This window comes from Cohnella sp. LGH (assembly GCF_017671885.1).
Taxonomy (GTDB): Bacteria; Bacillota; Bacilli; order Paenibacillales; family Paenibacillaceae; genus Cohnella; species Cohnella phaseoli.
On record NZ_CP072117.1, the window covers coordinates 4,737,807 to 4,755,132 of the forward strand.

The 17,326-nt window shown below is 55.0% G+C and carries 13 protein-coding genes and 1 pseudogene; 6 read left to right on the forward strand and 8 right to left on the reverse strand.

Annotation, left to right across the window (positions count from 1 at the left end; translation table 11 throughout):
• Window positions 1-404 precede the first annotated feature (404 nt).
• Together J4772_RS20440 and J4772_RS20445 are read left to right on the forward strand one after the other, a co-directional pair.
• Complete coding sequence (locus J4772_RS20440) at window positions 405-1,721, forward strand: nucleoside recognition domain-containing protein (RefSeq protein WP_209071170.1); 1,317 nt, start codon at window positions 405-407, stop codon at window positions 1,719-1,721.
• Between the two features lie 98 nt (window positions 1,722-1,819).
• On the forward strand, window positions 1,820-2,614 hold the full coding sequence (locus J4772_RS20445; RefSeq protein ID WP_116062294.1) for an NAD kinase: 795 nt from the start codon (window positions 1,820-1,822) through the stop codon (window positions 2,612-2,614).
• Between the two features lie 82 nt (window positions 2,615-2,696).
• Here the strand turns inward: J4772_RS20445 and J4772_RS20450 are convergent, their stop codons facing one another.
• Together J4772_RS20450 and lipA are read right to left on the reverse strand one after the other, a co-directional pair.
• Entirely contained in the window at window positions 2,697-3,776 is a 1,080-nt protein-coding gene (locus tag J4772_RS20450; protein ID WP_209071171.1) for a YutD-like domain-containing protein, read from the reverse strand.
• Window positions 3,773-4,693: pseudogene (gene lipA, locus J4772_RS20455) on the reverse strand (lipoyl synthase); the annotation flags it as partial. The gene J4772_RS20450 and the pseudogene lipA, both read right to left, overlap by 4 nt.
• A 108-nt stretch (window positions 4,694-4,801) precedes the next feature.
• On the opposite strand from lipA, the gene J4772_RS20460 reads away from it, so the two are divergent.
• Window positions 4,802-5,860: a M23 family metallopeptidase gene (locus tag J4772_RS20460; RefSeq protein WP_209071172.1), complete on the forward strand. Its 1,059-nt coding sequence runs from the start codon at window positions 4,802-4,804 to the stop codon at window positions 5,858-5,860.
• Window positions 5,861-6,038: 178 nt separating this feature from the next.
• Here J4772_RS20460 and kduD read toward each other — a convergent pair whose 3' ends face one another.
• The 3 genes from kduD to kduI are packed head-to-tail and all read right to left on the reverse strand — an operon-like array spanning window position 6,039 to window position 8,422.
• Complete coding sequence (gene kduD, locus J4772_RS20465) at window positions 6,039-6,809, reverse strand: 2-dehydro-3-deoxy-D-gluconate 5-dehydrogenase KduD (RefSeq protein ID WP_209071173.1); 771 nt, start codon at window positions 6,807-6,809, stop codon at window positions 6,039-6,041.
• Window positions 6,781-7,554, reverse strand: coding sequence for a DeoR/GlpR family DNA-binding transcription regulator (locus J4772_RS20470; RefSeq protein WP_209071174.1), 774 nt, complete (start codon window positions 7,552-7,554; stop codon window positions 6,781-6,783). The genes kduD and J4772_RS20470 overlap by 29 nt, the downstream gene beginning before the upstream one ends.
• Window positions 7,555-7,588: 34 nt before the next feature.
• Window positions 7,589-8,422 carry a 5-dehydro-4-deoxy-D-glucuronate isomerase gene (gene kduI, locus J4772_RS20475; RefSeq protein ID WP_209071175.1) on the reverse strand — a complete coding sequence of 278 codons (834 nt, stop codon included), beginning with the start codon at window positions 8,420-8,422 and terminating at the stop codon, window positions 7,589-7,591.
• Window positions 8,423-9,071: 649 nt separating this feature from the next.
• Here kduI and J4772_RS20480 point away from each other — a divergent pair.
• From J4772_RS20480 to J4772_RS20490, 3 genes are all read left to right on the forward strand, one after another.
• On the forward strand, window positions 9,072-9,785 hold the full coding sequence (locus J4772_RS20480) for a helix-turn-helix domain-containing protein (protein WP_209071176.1): 714 nt from the start codon (window positions 9,072-9,074) through the stop codon (window positions 9,783-9,785).
• Between the two features lie 149 nt (window positions 9,786-9,934).
• Window positions 9,935-10,675: a copper amine oxidase N-terminal domain-containing protein gene (locus tag J4772_RS20485; protein ID WP_209071177.1), complete on the forward strand. Its 741-nt coding sequence runs from the start codon at window positions 9,935-9,937 to the stop codon at window positions 10,673-10,675.
• A 52-nt stretch (window positions 10,676-10,727) separates the two neighbouring features.
• Window positions 10,728-10,946 (forward strand): hypothetical protein, encoded by a 219-nt coding sequence (locus J4772_RS20490; RefSeq protein ID WP_209071178.1) that lies wholly within the window; start codon window positions 10,728-10,730, stop codon window positions 10,944-10,946.
• A gap of 65 nt (window positions 10,947-11,011) precedes the next feature.
• Here J4772_RS20490 and J4772_RS20495 read toward each other — a convergent pair whose 3' ends face one another.
• The 3 genes from J4772_RS20495 to J4772_RS20505 form a co-directional block, all read right to left on the reverse strand.
• A complete protein-coding gene (locus tag J4772_RS20495; RefSeq protein WP_209071179.1) occupies window positions 11,012-13,621 on the reverse strand; it encodes a family 16 glycosylhydrolase in 2,610 nt (869 codons plus the stop codon).
• Window positions 13,622-13,798: 177 nt separating this feature from the next.
• Window positions 13,799-15,370, reverse strand: a complete 1,572-nt coding sequence (locus tag J4772_RS20500) for a response regulator transcription factor (RefSeq protein WP_209071180.1) — start codon at window positions 15,368-15,370, stop codon at window positions 13,799-13,801.
• A 3-nt stretch (window positions 15,371-15,373) separates the two neighbouring features.
• Entirely contained in the window at window positions 15,374-17,212 is a 1,839-nt protein-coding gene (locus J4772_RS20505) for a sensor histidine kinase (RefSeq protein ID WP_209071181.1), read from the reverse strand.
• Window positions 17,213-17,326: the final 114 nt, after the last annotated feature.

Below are 17,326 nucleotides of genomic sequence, written 5' to 3' on the forward strand. Positions count from 1 at the left end.
AACGTCATGCATTCCGTTTCATTATACCATAACGCTCCCGCCCTCCTCTCGGCAAAAAATAAAATCGCCCGCAAAGGGGCGATTAGAATCGGCGGCTTGCCGACTGCGCATGAATTTATATTTCCTCTTCCACAGGAGTCAACGATTCCCGAATGACATATACGAAAGCGCATACAATCAGTCCTGCGACCACTGCCGCCATACTCATCACTCCAGCTCGATGAATTTGGATTACGCGGATTAGATCCGTTCGATCTAGTTCTATTGTAGCATATGTTCGCGATTTTTTGCACTGTTTTTTGCAAGCGGTTTCAACAAATTATAGCAGCTTGTCAGACGATCGGAAACATTGTCCCGAAGCCGTCATATATTGGGACAAGGCACGTACGAATGGAGGTATGACCGTGGTTCCCTTAAGCGCGAATCCGGAAAATAAAGATCGCCGCTTCGCGCTGGCCGGCGCGCTGGCTATCGGAGGAGCGGCTCTGCTGATCGGCTGTCTCGCTCTGGGAGACGGCTCGGGCGCGCTCAACGCTTCGCTTAGAGGCGTGTCGGTATGGTGGGAGGTACTATTCCCCGCCCTGTTCCCTTTTTTTGTTCTGTCCGAGCTGCTGCTCGGCTTCGGCATCGTCCATTTCATGGGAACGCTGCTGGACCCGTTTATGCGGCCGCTGTTCCGCCTTCCGGGCGTAGGCGGCTTTATCGTCTCGATGGGCTTCGTATCGGGCTATCCGGTAGGCGCGCGGCTAACCTCGCGCCTGATGGATCAAAAGCTCGTTACGCGGGACGAGGGAGAGAGGCTCGTGGCAATGACGACGACGTCCGATCCGATCTTCTTGATCGGAGCCGTATGTATCGGCTTTTTCGGCAATTCGCATGCCGCTCCCGTGCTTGCGGCCGCCCACTATAGCGGCGCCCTCCTGCTCGGCATCGCTTCGCGCTTTGGGAAACGCCGCGGCGATACGCTCCAAATTGCGGCGCGGACGGACAATAGAGCGGCGAAGACCGGCCGATGGCGCGCAGCGCTAACCGCCATGCACCGTGCCCGGCTGGAAGACGGACGGCCGTTAGGCATATTGCTGCAGCAGTCGCTGCAGTCGTCTCTTGCCCTCATGATGATCGTCGGCGGATTGGTCGTCTTCTTCTCCGCTGCACTCGATCTGCTCGTACACGGAGGCTTGCTGACGCCCGTACGGCAGTTGGCGGCGCAACTGCTGCCGTGGTTTGGGCTACCTCCGCAGCTGTCCGAGGCTTATATGCATGGAGCTTTCGAGGTGACGCTGGGAGCCAAAGCCGCCGCAGCCGATTCGGCGATCGCTCTTGTCGACCGGATCGCCGTCGCCGCTTTTGTGCTGTCTTGGGCCGGCTTGTCCGTTCATGCGCAAGTGGCCGGCTTGATGAGCAGCTCCGGTTGGAGATACTGGCCGTTCGCCCGGACGAGATTTATTCACGGCCTAATTGCGATGCTTCTTGTGTACGTGTTCTGGCCACTTCTCTATCGGGGAGAAGCCGGAGAAGCTGCGGGCTGGTCCTCCGTCTTTCCTGCTTGGGCGAATGTGTCGTCCGAATCCGTCGGTATTCGCTTCGGGTGGCAAGCCGCTCTGATATGGCCGCCCGTTCTATTCGCCTGCGCCATCGGCTTGATCGTCGTCTTAGGAACAGCCGCGATCGGGATGCGGCGCATCTGGTCCAGGCTTGCTTCCGACTCCGCCAAAGATTGAATTCGGTCAAGTTATTGGGTATGATCAAGACAACGATCCCTTTCGTGCATCGAATCGGCATCGGTTATCAAGGTCCATTTGGAAGGAGCGGCCGACGTTTGAAGTATGCATTGCTTGATCGGGGAGATCGGTTGTCCCGGGAATTATCGGAACAGTTCCAAGCCCAAGCGAGTACGCGAGGGTTTGTTTATGACGAAGAAGCGCCCGAAACCGTCGTTACCATCGGCGGAGACGGCACCATGCTGCAAGCTTTCCATCGCTATAAGAATCAGTTGGATCGCATCGCCTTCATCGGGATTCATACCGGGCATCTTGGCTTTTATGCGGATTGGCAGAAGAACGAAATCGTGGAGCTGCTCGATCTGATGGCATCGTCCGAGCCGCGCAACATCCATTATCCTCTGCTGCATGTCGAGATCGATACGGCTGAAGGCAAGGAAACGCATCTCGTACTTAACGAATTTACGCTGAAGAGCGCGGAAGGAACACTTGTGGCGGCGATCCAGATCAATGACGAGCCGTTCGAAATGTTCCGCGGCGACGGTATCGTCATCTCTACTCCGACGGGCAGCACGGGTTATAACAAAAGTCTCGGCGGAGCCGTCATCCACCCGTCGCTGGAGGCGCTGCAAATCGCCGAAATCGCCTCCATCAACAACCGCGTTTACAGAACGCTCGGATCGTCTGTGATTCTGCCCAAGCATCATCATTGCGACATCGTGCCTCCGGATCCGGAGGAGGAGCTGATCATCGGCGTCGATCATATGCTAATGGCGCGGGTCGGCGTTCGTTCGATGACTTGCAGAGTCGCCGAGAAGAAAGTCACCTTTGCCCGTTACCGTCCATTTACGTTTTGGAATCGCGTTCGCGAGGCGTTCATCGGTTCGGTTTAATAACAGAAAAGGCGCGTATCTTCCTTCGTTGCTTACCGAGGGAGTTACGCGCCTTTTTGAATTGTATTTAGACGTTGCTGGGCTAATCGTTGGATTTGGAAGCTCCCGAATCCGGGCGGGAGCCGCCTTCGGGGCGATTGCCCGGCTTGCCTCCGAAGCTTTTGCGCCTCCGGTTCCGGTTCTGCCAACGATTGTCGGGGCGAGCGGCTTCGTTGCGGGAACCCTCGCTGCGTTGGGCCTCATTGCGATAGCCTTCACTGCGGTGGCTGTCGTTGCGAGAGCCTTCGCTACGCTGGTTTTCATTGCGATGACTTTCGTTGCGGGAGCCTTCGCCGCGCGAAGCTTCCTTGCGCGGAGCGTCTGCGCGAATGCCTTCCTGGCCTTGTCGAGGCGACTCTTTGCGGTTTCCATCGTGACGAGTTCCCTCTCTCGAGGATGCAGCGTCCGGATGGTTCGTCTTATTCCCGCCTCGAAAATGGGGCTTGTTCGAAGCTTGTCCGCTACCCTGGCCCTGCGCCCTGCGCTCGCTTCCTGAAGAACCGTGCGAGCGTCCATGACGCTGGGAGCCGGATTCCTGCCCGTTCCTCGCCTGGTTTCCCCGACCGGAGAAAGAGGAGCTGCCGAACCCTCTCTGCTCCCTCTCCTGTCCCGAATGGCGTCGTTCCGCTTCGCGGCGTTCCGCATCCGCAGCCGCGCGAGCTACCGCGGAAACGGTGATATTCGGGACGCGAACAGGCCCGCCCGCGCGCTCCTTAAGCGGCCAGCGCAAAATCGGGCCGCTTAGAGCGGCTGCCGTCTCCGCAGCCTGTTCTCCCGTCTCGTTCAGGGCGACGACGACTTCCGCATCTTCCTCCTTGACGATGACCGCATCGGGAGGCAGCGCGTTCATATCCAGCTTGGCCAGCACGAAATGCGCGCAGCCGAAGTTACAGTATTCGTTAATATAATCGACGAAGTTGGAAATCGCGAATTCTTTGTTTGCCCGCGGGTGCCCGTCCCGGTAGAAGCCCCTGAGCCTGAGCTGATTATAGCCCCAATCCCCGACGACGTAATCGAATCGTTCAAGAACTTCGCTATACCTCTCGCGGAATGCTTCGGGATTCCAGCCGTTCTTGTATTCATGGACCAGCGAGTACGCATTGCCTCCTGCCATGAAAATCATGTTACGCTCTCCTTCTGGAGACCGTTCGTTCTCGCCTCCGCGGATTTGACTTGCTCATGCGCATGATACGAGCTGCGTACGAAGGGCGCGGACTCCACGTGGGAGAAGCCCCGCTTCAAACCTTCCTCCTTAAGCGCCGCAAACTCGTCCGGATGAACGTATCTGACGACGTCCAGATGCGACGGGGAAGGCTGCAAATATTGTCCTAACGTTAAGATGTTGCAATCCACCGCTCGCAAATCGTCCATCGCCTGCAGCACTTCTTCGTAGGTTTCCCCGAGACCGAGCATAATGCTCGATTTCGTTGGAATGTTCGGCTGCATTTCCTTCGCTCTCTGGATGAGTTCCAGGGAACGCGGATACTTGGCCTTCGCCCGCACGCGGTTCGAAAGCCGGGCGACCGTCTCGATGTTATGGTTCAAAATGTCCGGTTTGGCGTCCATTACGATCTGAAGGGAATCCGGGTTGCCCAGAAAATCCGGGATCAGCACCTCGACGCTGCAGAACGGCATTCTCTTGCGGATCGCCTTGATCGTCGCCGCGAAGATCGATGCTCCTCCATCCTTCAGATCGTCCCGTGCCACCGAGGTGACGACGCAGTGCTTAAGCCCCATCTGGTCTGCGGCTTCCGCCACCCGCTCCGGCTCCTGCAAATCAAGCTCTGTAGGCAGCCCGGTTTTGACCGCACAGAAACGGCAAGCCCTCGTACAAATATCCCCAAGTATCATAAAAGTCGCCGTGCGATTCGCCCAGCATTCATATATGTTCGGACAACGCGCCTCTTCGCAAACCGTATGCAGCGTCTTGCTCCTCATTACTTGCTTCAGTTCCTGGTAAGGTTCCCCTGTCGTCAGCTTGATTTTCAGCCATTCGGGTTTGCGCGGTTTTGCGCCGGTCGTCATAGGAATTCCCCTCTTTCTGTCCTCCTTATTATAGCACGATTCGGATAAAAACCAATGATCTGTAAACCATACTTCTTATATAGGCTGAACTAATGGATTTGAAGTCGAGCTCGAGGAGGAGTCATGTTGCTACACGATTGGCGGAGATTCGGCGGCGGCTTCCGTTATGCGCTTATTGCGGCCTTTGTCGGTCTCCTGGCGCTGGGAACGAGCGATTACTCGCCTGCCGCTTACGGAGCGGATAAGGATCGGCCGTCCCTGTCCGAAGAATACGCGAAGCGCAGGCGGCTATACGAAGCGATCAGTCTGAGGACCGGCTTGGAATGGCCTTACATCGCGGCCATCGATCAATACGAACGGACGATATCGCAAGCCCATCCGAAAACGAGGCCGCTTCGCCAAGGCGCGGTTGCCGGCGTATACGTTCCGGAAGAACGCTGGAGCGGCGATCTTAACCCAACTAAGGAGGATACGAACCCGGCGTCTATCCGTTTTTTTCGCGGGATCGGTCAAGACGGCTCCGGGGACAAAATCGCGGATCGCGGCAAGGATGAGGATCTGCTCTACTCGGTAGCGGTGCAGGCGTTACAGTACGGCAGCGCGGAGGACGATTTCAGCATCGGTCTGTGGGAGTATTACCATAACACGCGCGCGGTGCAGCGCATCATGCAATTTGCCAAGCTGTACCGGCATTTCAATCGTCTGGACTTGTCCGGACACACCTTTCCTCTACCTCTGAAAAGCACATACTCCTATCGCAGCACTTGGGGCAACAAGCGCGGCTGGGGCGGCAGACGGATCCACGAGGGAACGGATATTTTCGCCGGCCATGGCGTACCGGTCAGGAGCACCTGCTACGGAATTATCGAAATTAAAGGCTGGAATGCCTACGGAGGCTGGAGAATCGGCATTCGCGACCTGAACAATCTGTATCATTATTACGCACATCTGTCCGGCTTCGACAAAAATATACAAACCGGAGACATCGTGAGTCCCGGGCAAGTAGTCGGCTGGGTCGGCAGCTCCGGCTACGGGCGCCCCGGCACGCAGGGCAAATTCCCTCCGCATCTGCATTACGGCATCTACAGGGACAGAGGTCTCGTTGAATGGGCGTTCGACCCCTACCCGCTTCTGCACCGTTGGGAACGCGAGGAATACAAAATGTTAAAAGGGAAACGTTAAGCCGCGGATTGTTGCGGCTTACCGTCTCCCCTTATTTATCCCTCTTTGCACGAACATTTGCCGGTATCCCTCTCGGTCAGGCTGTAGCTCCGGGGGGCGGCTTTTGTCGGTATCCCGTTCGGTCAGGTGCAGCTAGGGCCGATATTTGTCGGTATCCCGTTCGGTCAGGCAGGCCGATTTATCGGTTCATCCAACCGCCGTCCACGCACAACACGTGGCCATTCATGTAGTCGGAAGCCGCCGAAGCGAGGAAAACCGCCGGACCGACAAGGTCCTCGTCCGCGCCCCAGCGGCCTGCCGGAATGCGATCGAGAATTTGGCGGCTGCGGACGGGATCGTTGCGAAGCGCCTCCGTATTGTCCGTCGCCATGTAGCCTGGAGCGATCGCGTTCACCTGTACGCCCTTGGACGCCCATTCGTTGGCGAACGCCTTGGTCAAACCTGCGACCGCATGCTTGCTAGCTGTGTATCCAGGCACGTTGATGCCGCCCTGGAAGCTGAGCATGGACGCGATGTTGATGATTTTTCCATGTCCCTGTTCAATCATCAGCTCTCCCGCGAGCTGACTTAGGACAAACACGGAGTTGAGGTTGACATCAAGCACTTCCTGCCAGTCGGAATAAGCGTGCTCGATCGCAGGCGCGCGGCGGATAATGCCGGCATTATTCACGAGAACATCCAAGCCTCCGAACGTCTCGACGGCAGCGTCGATCACAGATGGCAGCTTGCTGCGATCGGCGACATCGGCTTGCACGATAATCGCTTTGCGGCCGTATGCTTCGGCCTTCGCCTTGGTCTCCTCGGCGGAGGTACGGTTCGTGACTAGCACAAGGTTTGCGCCGGCTTCCGCCAAACCTACGGCAATCGCTTGGCCGAGCCCTCTGCCCGCTCCGGTGACGATGGCGGTTTTGCCTGCCAGATCAAATCGGTTTCGTTGATGCGAGTTCAATTTTCACCTTGCCTCCTTCTTCGTAACGGCGGCGAACCTCCTCGGAAAGTCCGTCGTCCGTAATCAGCAGGTCCAAATCCTCCAGAGCGGCGAACGTCTGCAGAGCGGCCCGATCGAACTTGCTGTGATCGGCCACTCCGTAAACCTCCTTCGCCCCGGACAAATAAGCCCGCTTCAGATCAAGCAGCTCCCCTGTAAACACCGACAAGCCAAATTTGTCGTGTACGCCCGTTGCCGACAGAAACAGCTTCTGCACGTTCAGACGCGCCAGCCATTCCAGAGCATCGTTGCCGACAAGCACGTTGCGGTGACGATAGCCGCCCGGGACTACCAGTCTGATCTGCTCCTTGCCCATCAACTCGCGCATGATCAACAAATCGTTGGTCAATACGGTCAGGGGCATGTCGGGCAGCATTTTTGCGATCTCAAGCGTTGTACTGCCAGCATCGAGAGCGATCACATCGTCCTGTCGAACGTAGCGCAGCGCATGCGCGGCGATCGCTTCCTTTTCGGGGACGTGCTTCGTATTCGGAATTTGCAGCGGCAGCATCGAGCCGGACACATCGGAGCGGCTGACCGCCCCTCCGTGAATCCGCGAGAGCAAGCCCTTCTCCTCAAGCTTCTCCAAATCCTCGCGAATCGTTTTCGGAGTGACCGAAAATCGGTCGCTCAGCTCGGACACCTGAATAGTCCCGTTCTCCTGCAGCAATTCCAAAATCAGTTGATGACGCGTTATCGCAAGCATGTATGGGCAGTTCCTCCCGATTAAGCAGTTGCTGCTATTTTAACGCATCCATAGGGACGACATCCATATCCTTAAACGTATAATTTTCCCCCGCCATCGCCCACACGAATGCGTAGCTGCTTGTGCCCGCTCCGGAGTGAATCGACCAGCTTGGAGAAATAATCGCCTGTTCGTTCGCAACGACGATATGACGAGTTTCGTTCGGTTCGCCCATAAAATGGAACACTCTGGCATCGGCATTCATGTCAAAGTACAGATACGCTTCCATGCGACGATCGTGCAAATGCGCCGGCATTGTGTTCCAGACGCTACCCGGTTTGAACAGCGTCACTCCGAGCATCAGCTGGCAGCTTTGCACTCCGTTTTCGTGGATGATCTGATGGATCGTGCGTTCATTGGACGATTCGAGCGAGCCGAGGTTCAGCGTATTCGCTTCTTGCACCGATACTTTGCGCGTCGGGTATGTCGCATGAGCAAGCGCCGAAGTAAAATACACTTTCGCCGGATTGGACGCATTTGCGCTGGACAGAGTCAGGCTGCGCGTACCTTTGCCAACGTAGAGCGTATCCAGCTTGTTCAGCGAATAGCGCTCCCCATCCGCCTCGATGACCGCTTCTCCGCCGCCAACGTGAATAAAGCCAACTTCCCGGCGCTCCAAGAAATACTCCGTCTTTAACACATCGGCCGCTTCAATCGTCAGTGCCGCGTTAACGGGATTCGCTCCTCCGATAATTAAGCGATCGTCGTGCGCGTACACCATTTTAATTTCGTCCGCTTGAAACAGGCTCTCGATCAAGTATTGCTGGCGCAGTCTCGCGGTATCGTAATGCTTGGCGTCGGCCGGGTTCGTCGAATGTCTAATTTCCATGAGTTTGATTACCTCCGAATAAGTTCGTTATCGTTCGAAATCATTATAACACACATTTTCGAACATTTGTGAACACATTTGAACGTATCGTCCCTCTTTAAGCTAAACAGCTCAATCGTCGAGGCACTTTTTTGGCCTACGCTCTCCCGCCCCCTCGCGCCACCAAGGCCTATTTTAAGCCTTCGTATCCGCCACATTCCGGCTCATCTCGCTCCAATCGCACGTTTCGCTTAATCCGAGTAACCACCAAGGCCTATTTTAGGCCTTCGCATACGCCACATTCCGTCTCATCACGCTCCAATCGCACGTTTCGCTTGATCCGAGTAACCGCCAAGGCTCATTTTAGGCCTTCCCCTCCGCCTCATTCTGCCACATTCCGTTTCATCACGCTCCAATCGCTCGAATCGCTTGATCCGAGTATCCCGCCAAGGCACATTTTAGACCTTCGTATCCGCTACATTCCAACCAACTCCGTCCCGCTCATCCGAGTCCTGCCTCTGAAATGTTGCTAAAAGTGTTGCATCCCCTTTGGATGCATGATACTTTGGAAATATAGTTAGAATCCGGACGTGAAGCACACGCCGCTTAAACTGGTTAGTCACCGGTTTAAGCGGCTTTTATTTTTCATGAAGAAAGGATGTTGAATTAGATGGAGGTAAAAAGGCCTGGTGCGGGAGACGAAAATTTTGAGATTTCATATGAGATGTGGATGGAGGAGCAACTGGCGAGCAGTCAGGGAAAGAGAAAACAGAGATTCGCCGGCATTGACCATCATGCGGAAAAGTTATTTCTAACAAACGTGTGGTGGCCCTCGTTCAAGAACTTCATTGGCTTAAGCGCAGAATACGAGGTTAGCGATTTCAAGGACGGCCGCCGCTATCTCGACTTTGCCTACCATACGGAAGGCTATAAAATCTGCATCGAAATCGACGGTTATGGGCCGCATTGGAAAGATATCGATCAACAAAAGTTCTCCGACCATCTGATTCGGCAGAATCATTTGGTTGTAGATGGTTGGATCGTACTCAGATTCTCATATGAAAACGTTCGAGACAAACCTAAACGGTGTCAGCAAATAATTCAACAGTTACTCGGTAGACTAAGCGGGCTTAGCTCTGTTCGGCTTTCTCCCATCGAGAAAGCTCTCTACGATTTGGCCTGCGCGGCCAACGCTCCGATTATGCCTTCGCGATTAGCTGCAAGTTTAGGCATCTGTCGCAAGACGGCTGCTAGACACTTGCGCAAGCTAGGGGAAAAAGGACTACTAATGCCGATTTTGCCAAAGCAAAAAAGAGATAAAGTAGGCAGAACCGTCCGCTACCAAGTTGTCTCAACAGATTTTCACGGCTTCCGGATTCAATAGTGACATGCGGCGGCGCTAGCCAGGTTCGAATATCTGCTAATTGAAGAGCCTAACCTCCATTGAGTTAAAAAACTCGACTATCCAGAGTAACAAAACTGCCTCAATCGCGTCTTATCTAGAACAAGAAAATTTTGGAAAGGAGAACTCGAATGAGAAAATTACTCATAACCCTTTTCTCCCTGCTGATTCTTTGCCCGTCTGCTTACACCTATGCTCAGTCCCCAAACAGCGACGCGGTTCCGATCAGTATTACCCATCAAGATCAGCTTATGGACGTCTCAGCCGATGCCATCATCTATAACAATCATATCATGGTTCCTTTTCGGCCACTTTTCGAAGCTTTCGGAGCGAGAGTGTCCTGGATTCCGAGCGAAAAGGCCGCAACCGCAACAAAAGGAAACTTGAGCGTTAAAATCGTTCAATCGAGCCTCGCCGCACAGGTAAACGAAGCAGAGTATACGCAGACGCAAGCTCCTTTCCTGCACAATCGCTCTCTCTACGTCAGTTTGCGTTTTGCCGCCAATGCGTTGGGGCTGAGTCTTAAATACACGCCGAATCCTGTTGTCGTTTCATTATGGCCGAGCGATCCCTCTTCTGGAGTTCCCGCATCAGGCGATCCCTCTTCGGGCAACCAGGTTTTGGGCAATCCGGATCCGGACAAACCCGATATTGAGAAAATTTTTGAATCCGTCTTGAAGCATAAACAAGCCGTTGAAGAGGCAAATGCAATCCAAATCATTTTTTTCGAATATACGGACGAACAGTTTTGGGTTGAAATCAGAAGCTACGGAGACATTGAGAGGACAATTTCGAGTGCAGACGTTCAAGCCATTCAGGACGCGATCTTCCAAGCCGCCGGAACGACGTTCCCCGCTAGAGGTCGCCGTTAAGGAATGCTGTACAAGAGATGCGGATATTACTGGAACGGTAAAGGAAGTCGATGTGGAGAAAAAGCGGATACTGATCGCGAATGCGGACAAACAAATCGCATCCTGGGTCACGTTAGCCGATGATGGAAAATGGACCTTGAAAGATGGGGACACATCCGCCCTTCCCTTCGACGATTCTTTGATCGGTAAACAAGCAAGCGCATGGACGTATGGGATAATGCAGCTAACTGATCCTGCTCAAGTCATGGCGGTCAAAATTAAAATAGAATAAACGGCCGTCAGCAAAATCCCCCAACCGGCTCAAGCCGGTTGGGGGATTCGGTGCAATTGAGGCAGTTACTCCGGAGTTCCCTGAGTTACGCCGTGAACATAGGTTTGCCAAGGCGTATCCAGAGCTCCTTGCCCCGGATTGTAGGTAAAGAAGTATTCGACCGTATCGCCGGCTTGCAGATTGTTGACCGGGTAGGTGAAGTTGCCGTTGCCCGTCGTCGTCATCGCCACATTAAGCTGTACGCCGTTGTTCACCTTGTAGTGAAGATCGGCGAACGTAGCGCTGTTGACGTAAAACAGCAGATTGTCGCCTGTTTTCTTGAGGCCGCGCACCGAATCGCCGATGACGATCGTGGTCGAAACGACCGTAACGTTGCAGACCGCCGTTTTGTTGCCGTCGGCCGTCGTGGCGGTCACGGTTGCCGTGCCAGGAGACACTCCGGTTACGACGCCGTTCTGACTTACGTAAGCGACGCCGGAGTTGGAAACCGTCCAGGTCACCTGCTTATTCGTCGCATTGGACGGAGCTACGGTCGCATTCAGCTGCACGTTCTGACCGACCTGAAGCTGCGCCGTACTCTGATTCAGAGAAACTCCGGTTACCGCAACGTTGCCAGGGTTGCCGCCACCGCCGTTTTCCTCATAGACGCGCACATAATCGACCTGCATCGTGGCCGGAATATCGCCAGGGTCCGGCGACAGACCGCCGTCGAAATGGCCGCCGACCGCCAAGTTCATGATGATGTAGAACGGCTCGTCGAAAGGCGCATTCGGATTGTTCGGCGCCGCTACGGAATACCATTGATTCCGGGTCACCTTAAAGAAGAACTTGCCGTCCACATACCATTTGAAATTATCGTCCTCCCAAATCAACGTATAGACGTGAAAATCGTTGGCGAACGTCTGTCCCTGCGGGAAATGATACTCTCCAGCAATGTACCTGTTCACCGGCCATTGTCCGCCGAAGTGCACCGCGCCGCTGGTCGTGCCCGGCAAACGTCCCTTCGCTTCCATCACGTCGATCTCGCCGGATGCCGCCCATGCGCCGTACACCGAATCTTCCGGCAGCATCCACAGCGCCGGCCAAATGCCGTTGCCGGTTGGCAGCTTCGCTCTGAAATCGACCCGGCCGTACTTGAACGAGAAATGATCCTTCGTATTGATTTTCCCGGAGGAATATTGCGCATACCGGTTAGGGTCCTGCGGGAACGATTTCGGATCGTTGAGCGCCCGGATGTTCAGCTTGCCGTCTTGCAGGAAAACGTTTTGCGAGCTGTTCGTGTAATGCTGAAGTTCGGCGTTGCCCCAGCCCCAGCTATTCGGATCGTTGCCGATATAATAGCCTTGCTCGTAGTTCCACTTGCCCGCATCGAGCTGGCTGCCGCTGAATTCGTCCTGCCACACCAGCGTCATGCCGGCTATGGCCGGATCGCTTGGCGTGCCGATGGCGATATCCTCCTGATCGGTTTCATCCGGACGGGGAGCGTTCGGATTGCCGATCAGTGTATAGGTGACGTAATTGCTGCCGATGCTTCCCCCGGACTGCCCGTTTAACGGATAACCGATCCGAATCTGCATATTTTCCTGAATTGGCTGGAACCACAGCCCGTAAATATAATCGGCCCAATATCCCCACTGATTGGCAGCCGACATATTGTTATAACCGTTGCCGGAGTACAGGAAGCCGCTCTGGCTGGAATTGACTAGCTCGACCCATTGTCCGCCGATGTTGATCTGATAAACGAAATTGCCCAACTCCGTGCCGATTGGCGCTCCCCCGTCGATTTTGGGCAGCGGAATGCCGATGGCGCCGCTCGCGTCGGCCGAATAGGTCGTTCCGTCATAAGGCGTGAGGGTGTAGGAGTTTCTTACCGGCTCGTTAAAAACGATCGTATAAGTCAAGTTTGCCGAAGAAGTTTTGGAAGCCAGCTTGACATGAATCGATTCCGTTACCGTAAACCAGTAACCGCCTCCGCCGTCCGTGAACTGACCGAAGTTGCTGTCGTAAATCCAGCCGCTGGCCGCATTATTTTCGATGTCGATCCAGGTGCTGCTGTTTACGGGTTTGACATACACCTTCAAATCGTTGGCTACGGCCGCGTAGGGAATGGCCGGGTTGTTGTTGAACACCGGATAGGTAAAGCCCGCTCCGCCCGTAAAGCCTGCCGTAATCTGCGGCCCCTGGGTCGGAGACATCGCGGTGATCGTCGTTTCGTTGATGTTTTGAAAAGCGAGCGTGTAGTTAAGCGTAACTCCGTTCGCCTTGGAGTAGAGCTGAATTTCCGTTGTGGCCGAGAGAATGAACCAGAAGCCGTTGGCTCCGCCGTCGCTCCAATGTCCCCAATTCTGATTGTAGACATAACCGCCGACGCTGTCGATATCGACCCAATTGCCGCCCGTCTTCACCTTGACGCCCAGATCGTCGACCACGTCCGCCCAGTTGGCGGAGCCTCCGTTGAAGATCGGCATAACAAAGCCGTAGCTGGCCTGGCCTACCCCCGATTTCGAGATGACCGGGCCGTCGGCCGCCGAGAAATAAGCCATAGAAGTAATCGTCGTGCCCGCCGCCTGAACCCGGGATGCCGGCCCACCTGCGCCGACCAACAGAACTGCCACCATCATAAGGGTGAATACCTTCTGCATTAACCGATGCTCCGCATAGCATGCTCTCGTCATTAATTGCCCTCCTTTGTGATCAAGCTTATTCCTTGCGCTTGCGCCGGCGACGCCAGCCGACGACTAGTAAACGCTTACAGACGCTTGTTCCTGCAGGACAATTTCATTCTAACGAATGGCATGCCGGGAAAAAAGGTACAATATTTTGCACTTTAACCCAATATTTTATATCTGTCGTCAGAGCGCCGAGCCGCGACGGTCCGCCTCCCTCTCCTCCTGCTGTTTTATCCGCTGCCGGTACTCCGTCGGTTGTACGCCCATCACGTCGCGGAAAGCCCGAATAAAGCTTTTGTAGCTCTCGTAACCCACCATGGCCGCCACTTCGACGATCTTATGCTCGGTTTCGGCCAGCAGCCGCCGCGCTTTATCCAGTCGGACGTCGCGCAAGTATTCCGCAAAGCCTTTGCCGATATTTTTCTTAAACAGGTTGGAAAAGTAGGCGTAATTCAGCGAGACATGGTTGGACACCATCGCCAGGTCCAACGGCTTATGATAATTCTCGTGGATATAGCGGATCGCTTCGTTCAAGTCCTGAGAATTGCGATAGCTGCACTTGAACTCGTAATAAAATTGATTCAGCCGGAGCAGCTGCTGCTGCAGCGCCTGAATATAATCGCGAATTCCCGGATAATCGAACAGGTTTCGCAGGCAGTCCACATCCAGCGCCTCCTCCCCCATGTACGGGCGGATGACGCGCTCGTACTCCTCCAGCATCTGTACCGTGGCGCGGCACAACTGCTGCGTGTAACGAATCGGATAGCGCTGCAGCACGCTCTTGTGAAAAATTTTAGAGATGCCTTCAGCGATTTGCCCGCTGTTTTGAGCGCCGATCATTTGAAACAGCGCGTATAGTTCCTCGTAGGGCACCTGCCACTGTTGATCCAGCCCTTCGATATCCGCGGGCACAATGCAACGTTTCTCCGGAAGCAGGTAGCTGTGGCGGTACAGCTCCTGCACCTGCGCATAGGCGTTCGGCAGCTCCTTCAGTCCCGACTGCGGACCGGTTACGGCCGCGATCGCGCCAATCCGCTCGGCCTGAAGCGCGGCGAGCAAAGCACCCGGATCCTCCCCAACCTCCACCGCAAGGATCAGATGCGGACGATGCTGCAGACAGACGCATCCCCGCCTACTGTATATGCGATAAGCGATCGATTCCATGCTGTGCGCGCTGTCCGCTCCCGGCTGGTTGATCCGCAGCTCCTCCCGCAGCAGAATGAGCCGGTATCCGGCCCATAGCTCGGGATTTTGTCCCTCCACCTGGCCGATCCATTCGTCGTCGCCCGCCGCGCCCTGCATAAACATGACCAGCTCTTTCCGATCTGTCTCGCGCGCTCGTCGGGAGATGCGCTTAATGTTGCGAGACAGCTCCTGCCGCGTTCTGATTTCCTGCAGGACATGCTCTACCGAAGCTTGCAGGTCCTCCCGCTTCACTGGCTTGAGCAGATAGCCTTTGGCTCCGAGACTAATCGCCTTCTGCGCGTATGCAAAATCGCTGTAGCCGCTAATGATCAGAAAATCGGCCTTAATCCGTTCCTCCTTGGCGCGCGCCATTAGTTCCAGTCCGTCCATGTCCGGCATGCGGATGTCGGTAATGACCAGTTGAATGCTCTCTTGCTTCAACAGTTCGAGCGCCTCGATCCCGTTGCCGGCGCTATGAATGCCGTCAAGCTGCACGGGAAACTGGCTCAGCATCGCTTGCAGCCCGTCGCGTATTTGCTTTTGATCGTCCACGATCAGAACGTTGATCATCCTCTACCACCCCCCAAGGTTGGTATTCTCCCAAGGCAAGCGTATCGTCACGCTTGTAAAGGCACCCTGCACGCTGTCGATCCACAAACCGCAATCTTTGCCGTAGTGAAGCTGCAGACGCTTGTGCACGTTTTCTAAACCCAGCCCGTTCTTGCTTGCCACGATCGGCGTGTCCGCATCGCCCCGCAGCGCGGCCTGCAGACCGGCCAACGTCTGCGGATCGACACCCGTTCCATCGTCGCGTATTTCTACAATAAGCTGACTTTCGTTTTCCACCTTGACGGAAATTTGGATGGGCACACCGCCTCCCTTGGGCGCCGCGTGACGAACCGCGTTTTCCACGATCGGCTGCATGCACATCTTCGGAATCGCGTAGCGGAGCACTTCCGGAGGAAGCTCAGCCGTCAGCGTGAAATCTGCGCTCTCCATAAAGTTAATGAATTGAATGTAGCTTTGAATGTTGGCAAGCTCCTCGCCGAGGGCAACCGTGTCGCTGCGCCACTTCATGCTGTAGCGCAGCAGCGAGCCGAGCGACACCAGCGCTTCGGCGATGGCGGGCTGCTTCTGCACCTCCGCCAGCATGCGGATCGACTCTAGCGCATTGTACAGAAAATGCGAGTTGATTTGCGAATGCAGCGAATGCAGCTGCGCGTTTTTGGCAATCAGCTGTTTATCCACCACCTGCGTCATCAGCCGCTTGATTTCGTCCAGCATATTGTTGTAACTGACGGCCACCTCATCGATCTCGTCGCCGTTTTCGTTCTCCCCGAGCCCGGTATTGATTTTCGCGTCCAACTGTCCTTGACGAACCTTGCGCATCGAGATCAGCACGCGATCCAGTCGCCGGAAAATACGCCGTGTCGTATGAGATACCAGCAGCAGCATCAGCAGAAGCACACAAGCGGCAATCGCCACCACCCAGACGTACCAACTGCGCGGTCCTTTCATAAGCGCCTGATGAGAAGCGATGTCCACCACATAAGCGTTCAGCGGAGCAATATAGCGGTAGATCGCATAATAGGTTTGATCTCCCTCGGTAATTTTGACGGGGCTTTTCTGCTGCAGCACGTCCAATTGTTGATGTACGCGGCCAAGAATCGTGTCCAACTCGTCCCCGGCATTCTGGGCAAACGAATGCTTCTGATTGTACACGTAGCGGGACGGATTCGTTCCGTCCATCACCACGGAGAAGAAATCCCCCCCGCCCTCCGCCAGCAGATCGCTGAAAAAGGCGCCGTGCTCAACGCGGATTTCCATAATGCTCGGCCGCTTCTGCTGTTGCCCCGGGAGACGCACGAGCCGGTAGTAGGACAGCGTATGCTCGCCGTCCTTAAGCGCGAACAGACGGTAGGCCGAACCGCCCTCCTCGCGCAGCGTCACCCAGAAATCCTGAGGCCAGAATTTGTCGTAATGGTAGATTTCAGGCCAGATTTCATACACGTTCGGATTATCGACATAAAAGCTGAGCTCGCTGATCATCTCGTTGCTTTGGATGATGTTATGCATCTGCTCGAACTGATTTTGCCTAAACTTAACGAGACGCAGGCCGTCCCCGCGCATATTCGAATGAATAAAATCCACGAACGCTTTCTGAGTCAGCGCTGTGGAGGAAACGTTTTCAATCATCGCCATTTTGCTGCGCAGCTGCTCGTTTAATCGGGCAACATGGCCGCTGCCTGTCGTCATCGCGTCCTTGTAGAGCTGGTTCTGCTTAATCCCGATAAATAAAAAAGAGATCGCGATGGCCGGGACGGCGATCATAATGCTGAAAGCCAGAAACAGCTTGCGCGAGATCCGAGAATTGCGGTAAATCTTCCTTATTCCAGTCAGCGAAGCCTTCAAATCGATGTCCCTCCCCACCCCCGTAATCGTACCATACAATCCAACCAAGGCGTTAGGGATGCGGGGGAAACGGGCCGCCCCGCAAGCTGTCCGAATCGAAATCGGACAACTCGT